Raw genomic sequence first — 7,131 nt, forward strand, 5'->3', positions numbered from 1 at the left:
TCTAGTATATCTGGTTTGTTACTACGTCCAAAACAAGATATACTAGGAGAGAAGGTCAGAGCATTAAAAGTTGAGCAGGCAACGGCAAAAGCAATAGTCAAAGCAAATTGTTTGTAAATTACTCCTGTTGTTCCAGGGAAGAATGAAACCGGAATAAACACAGCCATCAATACTAAGGAGGTAGCGATCGTTGCTCCAGTAAGTTCCTCCATCGCATCCAATGCTGCTTGCCTTGCCTTCATTCCTTGTTCAATTTTACTTGAGACTGCTTCCACAATTACGATCGCATCATCCACCACCAGACCTGATGCTAAAGTACAAGCAAACAAAGTCAGAGTATTAATTTCAAAATTCAAAATTTTCAAACCAGCCATTGCCCCAATTAAAGCTACAGGAATAGCGATCGCTGGAATCAAGGTAGCTCGCCAATCTTGTAAAAAAATAAAGATAATCAAAACCACTAATCCTACAGCTTGGAGTAGAGTAATAACTACCTCTTGCAATGATACTTCCACGAATAACGTTGTATCATAAGCAACGCTATATTCTAATCCGGGGGGAAAACTCCGACTAAGCTCCAGCATTGTAGCTTTGATTTGATTTGCTGTTTCTAGAGCATTACTGCCAGGAAGTTGATAAATTGCTAAACCCGTAGTCGGGTCTCCATTGTATGTGGTAACTAGATCATAATTTTCCGCTCCAAGTTCAGCTCTACCTATATCTCTAACCTTAACCAAAGTACCATTTTCATCTACTTTCAGCACTAAATCCTCAAATTCTTGGGCATTTTTTAACCTACCAATAGCTTGCAGAGGAATTTCATAAACTAAATCTGGTGGTGCTGGGTTTTGACCAATTTTACCTGCTCCCACCTGAATATTTTGTTCTTGCAAAGCATTAACTACATCCTGAGCTGTTAATTCACGAACTGCCATTTTCTGGGGGTTAAGCCAAATGCGCATGGCATATTTCCGTTCTCCTAAAATTGTCGCCTGACCAACTCCAGGAATACGCTTAATTTGATCTAAGACGTTGAGATCAATATAGTTACTCATAAAGTCAGGACTGTAGTAAAAGTTGCCATTTTCATCTTTTTCTGAGTAAGTGGCAATCACTAAGAGAATATTAGGAGATGCAGCTTCTACAGTAATACCTGTTTGTCTGACTAAATCTGGTAAAGAAGCTTCTGCTTGAGAAACTCGGTTTTGAACATTAACCTGAGCGGTGTCTCGGTCTACATCATTAGGGAATACAATATTAATACTCGTCTGACCGCTATTACTGGTGTTGGAATACATATATTTCATGTCTTCAACACCGTTAATTTCTCTTTCTAAAATTGTGGTTACGGTATTTTCTGTGGTTTGAGCATCAGCTCCAATATAGGTTGATGATACTTGAATTTCGGTATTAGCTAGTTGTGGTAATTGGGCAATGGGCAACAATGGAATTGAAATTGCCCCCGCTAATATAATTATGATTGTACAGACTGTCGTTAAGACAGGCCGTTTGATAAAGGTATCAGCAATACTTAAAAGCATAATGAATCAGTTATCAGTTATCAGTTATAGCGCTGCGCGCAGGCAACAGGCAACAGGGGGAATAAAAAACCTATAATATAAGATTTTAGCTATTGGACACCTCTTATAATTTGTAAATATGCCAGCGCACATTGCTATAGAATCCAGTTATATAATAAACATCTCCAGAAAAGAGGGAATAGGGAATAGGTATGGAGGGGGAAATAATTGATAATTTCTGTACGATAATTGATTTGATTTTTGATTTTTGGAGATGTCTAATATATTTAGAATTCTATAACTACTTCAATATTCTGTCCCCCATCTCCCCATCTATATTTTAGAGGGACTGTTTCTCATTTTTCTTCTCAATGGGATTGCCCAATTCAGAATCATCAGCAATAGGTATACCATTCCGGAGTTTTACCACACCGGAAACAACTATTTTGTCAGTGCTTTTCAATCCCTCAATTACTTGATAATCTTGACCTTGAATGCTTCCCAACTTCACAGGTTTTTGAGTTGCAATCAACTTTTTCTCACCATCCATGATTTTCTCTTCTGCAACAAAAACAAAAGCTTGATCTCCGATCCGTCTGACAGAAGTAATAGGAACAGTTAATCCTTGCTTTTCTTCCCAGATGACTCTTGCCTTTACCTGCTGGTTAGTTTGCAGTTTCTTTTCCCCATTGTCATATATTGCTTTAACTAAAACAGTTTGAGTTCCTTGACCTGTATCTGGAGAGATAAAAGATATCCTACTGCTACCAATTAATTGACCTGTTTGTTGAAGTAATTCAACTCGTGTACCTAGTCTAATTTCAGGAAGTCGGTCTATAGGAATATTAATATTAGCTTCTAAAGTATTATTGTCCTGAATAGTGGTTAATGGAGTTTGACTATCTACATAATCACCCACTTTCGGTTTTACTTCTCCAACCACCCCACTAATAGGAGCAAGAATATTGTAATATTGTAACTCTACTTGTTCTGCCACTGCATTTGCCTGAGTTTGTTGTAGTTGACCGCGAACTTGAGCTACCTGACTTTCCTGAGAGGAAATTTGTTCGTTTTGAGCTGCTATTTGAGCATCTAAAGTTTCAATACGACGCTGCAAATCTTTTTTGGCACTTTCTACCTGTGCTTTAGCAGCATCTATAACTTCTTTTTGAGCTGCTATTTGAGCATCTAATGTACCTGTGCGTCTTTGTAAGTCTTTTTTGGCACTTTCTACCTGTGCTTTAGCAGCATCTATAACTTCTTTTTGAGCTGCTATTTGAGCATCTAATGTACCTGTGCGTCTTTGTAAGTCTTTTTTGGCACTTTCTACTTGTGCTTGTGCTGCATCAATTTCTTGTTCTATAGCATCTATTTCAGCTTCAGCTTGTCTAATGTCACGGGTAGCTTGGTCAAACCTTTCTTTAGGGACAGCTCCTTCTTCATACAAAGTGGAAAATCTTACTTGTTCAATTTTTTGGTATTCTAAAGTCGCTTCCCTTCTTTCTTTTTCAGCTCTTTGTGCTCGTAAAGCTGCTTCGGCATCTTCTAATTGTGCTTCTTCTGATAAAGAACTTGATTCAGCTAGTAATCTATTTAGTTCCTGACGCTCTGACCTGAGAGTTGCTTGAGTATTTTCTAAATTAGCTTCTTCAGACAGAAAGCCAAATTCAGCTAGTAATCTATTTAGTTCCTGACGTTCCCTCCGGAGGTTTGCTTCAGCATTGTCTAGATTAGCTCTTTCAGAATTTAATTCTCTTTGGGCAATTAGTTCCGTTTTATCATCTCTCAAGGCTCTTAGTTGAGCTTCTGCACTATCTAATTGTGCCTGAGCTGAACTTATCTGAGCAATATTACTATCAAGAACTGCCTGTTGTTGAGAAGGATCTATTTGCAGTATGGGGTCTCCTTTTTTAACTCTGTTACCTAGTGATACAAATACTTGGCTGACTTGTCCACTTACTCTTGGCGTAATAGTTGCTCTTTCTTTTCCTTCTACTGTTGCGATATACTCTGTGCTGTCTGCCACTTGAGTTCGATCGACTCTGGCTATTTTGACGGCAGTAGGTGGGGGTGCTGCTGCTTGTGGTGTTTCACCTCCACAGGAGCTTAATATAAGCACGGATAACAGCAAAGGCCAATATCTAGCCTGGTTGACTAATTTACTATCCATTGGTATTAAGTTCACTGGTAAATTATCTTCTCAATTCTACCTTGCTCTTGTAATGAAATTATTTAACCTGATTAAGAGAAAGATCAATTCAGTTGTCAATGGAGGAGTCAGGAGGAAAAAAGAAGGAAGTTTTTTATCACTAAGACCATGCATGAAAAAAGAATGTGACGAATAAATTGATTACCTTATATTCTTGTATTTGCTACTATTTAATGCTGTTTTACCTCCTTTACTATTCCCTCCATACCTTTTTCATAGTACTTGGTCTCCACATCCTAGTGTTTAGCTGCAAAAATTAGTAATATTATTTTTGAGTTGACTTCGTTTGAGTTTAGGTGAGTTTAGGCTTTTTTCATTCTTCTAATAAATAAATTAACTTATACAATTAGACACTAGATAAAAACGCTATAATTTAAAACATTTTTTCTGGGAAAAATTACTTATAGCAATCCTAAATTGGTTGTGATATATAATTCAGGTAATTATATTATGTTCCCCTTCCAGGGGAGCTGCGCTAACGGATAATCAGTTATAAAAAAACTTCTGGCCTTGAAGCTTTCTTTCCCTTCTACCTTCCCCTCCTGGCAGGGGGAGGGGCGAGGGGTGGGTTGCCTTCTGCCTTCCTTCCTGCAAAGTGTAAGTATTCAACCGTTAGCGTAGCTCCCCCGGAGGGGGAACATGATATTAGTTATCGTATCGTGCTCGGAGTCAGGAGTCAGGAGAAAGTCAGGATGAGAGTGGGAATTATCTGGAGATATTCTGGCATTTTATATCTGCATTGAATGGAAGTAGAAAGTGCGATAACTGTATAACTGGATTTTATATGACAATTTTGATCATAGTTAATTTGAATTGAAAACCTTTAAAATTCTGACTCGGTCTTCCTGACTCCTGTACGGGCGTTTTGCTAGCGTACAACTACGTTAATGCTCCGCGAAATGTAAAGCGGAGGCCGTTAGCTTCGCATAACTATCGTTAACACTCCTACCATCAAAATATTACAACTTAAATAGAATTGCTATAATAATCAATAACTTGATTCTTAAATCTTGAATAGTAATAATTCAATTTACTTAGAACTATATTAATATATGGAAACTACAAATTTTCTAACTTGGTTACTCTTTTTTGGATTAATAAGTAGCATTGGTATTGGTGCTATGATATATGCTTATCATGGAAAAGGTAGTATTTCTGTCCTATTTACAGAATTCATTTCAGCATCTTCATCAATACCATCAGAGGCAGAAGTAAATTTTCAACAAGGATGTGAGGCTTTTCAAAAGGGAAATTATCAACAGGCAATAAATAAGTTTGCTGAAGTTCTGAAAAATAATTCAACTATTGCTGAAGCTTATCATAATCGGGGTTTGGCTTTTGCTAATCTACGTCAAGATGATGAAAGTGTAGAAAATTTTTTGCAAGCTGGAGAATTATATATAGAACAAAAAAATCAAGATGCTATGGTAATTTTGAAAAAAAATTTGGAGTTATTAAAGGCTAGAAAAGAAGCCAGTTCCGCTACGCGGAAGTAAAAAGTAAAAAGTTAAAAGTCAAAAGTATTGAAAGGGGGGTTATATATAGAAAAAAAAATCAAGATGCTATGATGATTTTGAAAAAAAATTTGGAGTTATTAAAGGCTAGAAAAAAAGCTAGGAAAACTCCTAGTTAATTGTTATAAGCTAGTTTTTTTAGGAGTTATATCAAATCGGTTTGATTGAACATAAAAAAAATATCCAATTGTCATAACTACCCTCATCTTTGTGATTCTCTCTCCTTCTGACTCCTGATATAGATGGAAAATTATATAATATAATATATGTTTATAATTCTATTATTACTTCAATTTCCCCTACGGGTACTTTGGCAAAAAATATGTTAATAAAAGCATCAAACTCTTATATGGTCTAGGTTTTACATTTAATCAACCTTTTTCCTGATATATCTAGGTTTTCCTGCGGAATGCTACGCAAAGAGCCATTTTTAGCCAGAGCAACGTATTTCCCTTACCCCTACTAGCTTTGAAGGCATTTTAACTGTGAAAAATATTAAAGTACCCCTACTCCCCTACTCCCCTACTCCCCACCCCTAAATAGTATGATAATTATTCAACAAGTATTTTATTTTTTGAGGGGGTAATCATGGGATTAGGTATTTTAATTGATGGTAAATGGGTCTCTAAACGAGAACAAGAAGATTCTCAAGGTAGATTTATTCGCCCTAATACTACATTTCGGAATAAAATTACGCCAGATAATTCTAGTGGGTTTAAGGCAGAAACAGGACGTTATCATCTATACATTTCTTGGGCTTGTCCTTGGGCACATCGAACTGCAATTATGCGAAAGTTAAAAGGATTAGAAGATGCTATTGGGTTGTCAGTTGTAGGGGCAGTAATTGACCAAAATAGTTGGGAATTTTCTGATTCTGAATCAGGATGTATTCCTGATACTATTAATCATACTAATTATCTTTGGCAAGTTTATCTTCAAGCTGATGTTAATTATAGTGGGAGAGTTACCGTACCTATACTTTGGGATAAGGAGAAAAATACTATTGTTAATAATGAATCCCGTGAAATTATTCGGATGTTTGATACTGAGTTTAATGGTATTGCTAGAAATGACCTGAATTTGTGTCCTGAAGATTTAAAAGATACTATTGAAAAAACTCTTGATACTATTTACCAGCCAATTAATAATGGTGTTTATCGAGCGGGTTTTGCAGGTTCTCAATTAGCTTATGAAGAAGGAGTAAAAGATTTATTTGCTGCTTTAGATTATTGGGAAAATATATTATCAAAACAACGTTATTTGTGTGGTGATCGCTTAACTGAAGCTGATATTTGTATGTTTACTACTTTGCTTCGTTTTGACCTGGTTTATTATGTTCATTTCAAGTGTAATTTACGTCATATTTGGGATTATCCAAATCTCTGGAATTATCTGAAAGATATTTATCAATATCCAGGGATAAAAGAAACTTGTAATTTTGACCATATTAAACGGCATTATTACATGAGTCATCCTAATGTTAATCCTACTAAAATTGTACCGGTTGGTCCGGAGATTGATTTAGATTCTCCTCATAACCGTGGGTCAATGTAAGGTGAGCATTTAGTTGTCAGCTATCAGATATTAATATCTGAATTTTTACAATGTAAGTTAGTTGGGAAGAAGGAAAAAGACATAAGTTAAAATAGAAACTTTATACTTTTTCTTTTTTCCTTAATCTCTGACAAAAAACAGTAAAAAAAATCCTAACTACTCAACATAATTTCAATACTTTCAGCCTTTTTTCTCGATATGTGTGATATGATAAATTCAATATAATCCATAGGTATTTACTGCCTAATACAATTTTAAAGCTGCAAATATTGATTATTTCGTTGTTTAAAGCAGCGATCACCTCATATATCTCCAACCATAATGAACTAATTTT

General features: G+C 35.9%; 4 protein-coding genes. 2 read left to right on the forward strand and 2 right to left on the reverse strand.

What is annotated here, in order from left to right:
- Together F6K13_RS11290 and F6K13_RS11295 are read right to left on the reverse strand one after the other, a co-directional pair.
- Positions 1-1,541 (reverse strand): efflux RND transporter permease subunit (locus tag F6K13_RS11290; RefSeq protein ID WP_287287402.1); only part of this gene is annotated, 1,541 nt, incomplete at its 3' end.
- A 319-nt stretch (positions 1,542-1,860) separates the two neighbouring features.
- Positions 1,861-3,705 carry an efflux RND transporter periplasmic adaptor subunit gene (locus F6K13_RS11295; protein ID WP_240041623.1) on the reverse strand — a complete coding sequence of 615 codons (1,845 nt, stop codon included), beginning with the start codon at positions 3,703-3,705 and terminating at the stop codon, positions 1,861-1,863.
- Positions 3,706-4,781: 1,076 nt separating this feature from the next.
- Here F6K13_RS11295 and F6K13_RS11300 point away from each other — a divergent pair.
- A complete protein-coding gene (locus F6K13_RS11300) occupies positions 4,782-5,225 on the forward strand; it encodes a hypothetical protein (protein ID WP_124142851.1) in 444 nt (147 codons plus the stop codon).
- A gap of 606 nt (positions 5,226-5,831) precedes the next feature.
- Positions 5,832-6,797, forward strand: coding sequence for a glutathione S-transferase family protein (locus F6K13_RS11305; RefSeq protein WP_124142850.1), 966 nt, complete (start codon positions 5,832-5,834; stop codon positions 6,795-6,797).
- The last annotated feature ends 334 nt before the right edge of the window (positions 6,798-7,131 follow it).

The sequence above is a fragment of the Okeania sp. SIO2B9 genome, from assembly GCF_010672505.1.
GTDB lineage: Bacteria > Cyanobacteriota > Cyanobacteriia > Cyanobacteriales > Microcoleaceae > Okeania > Okeania hirsuta.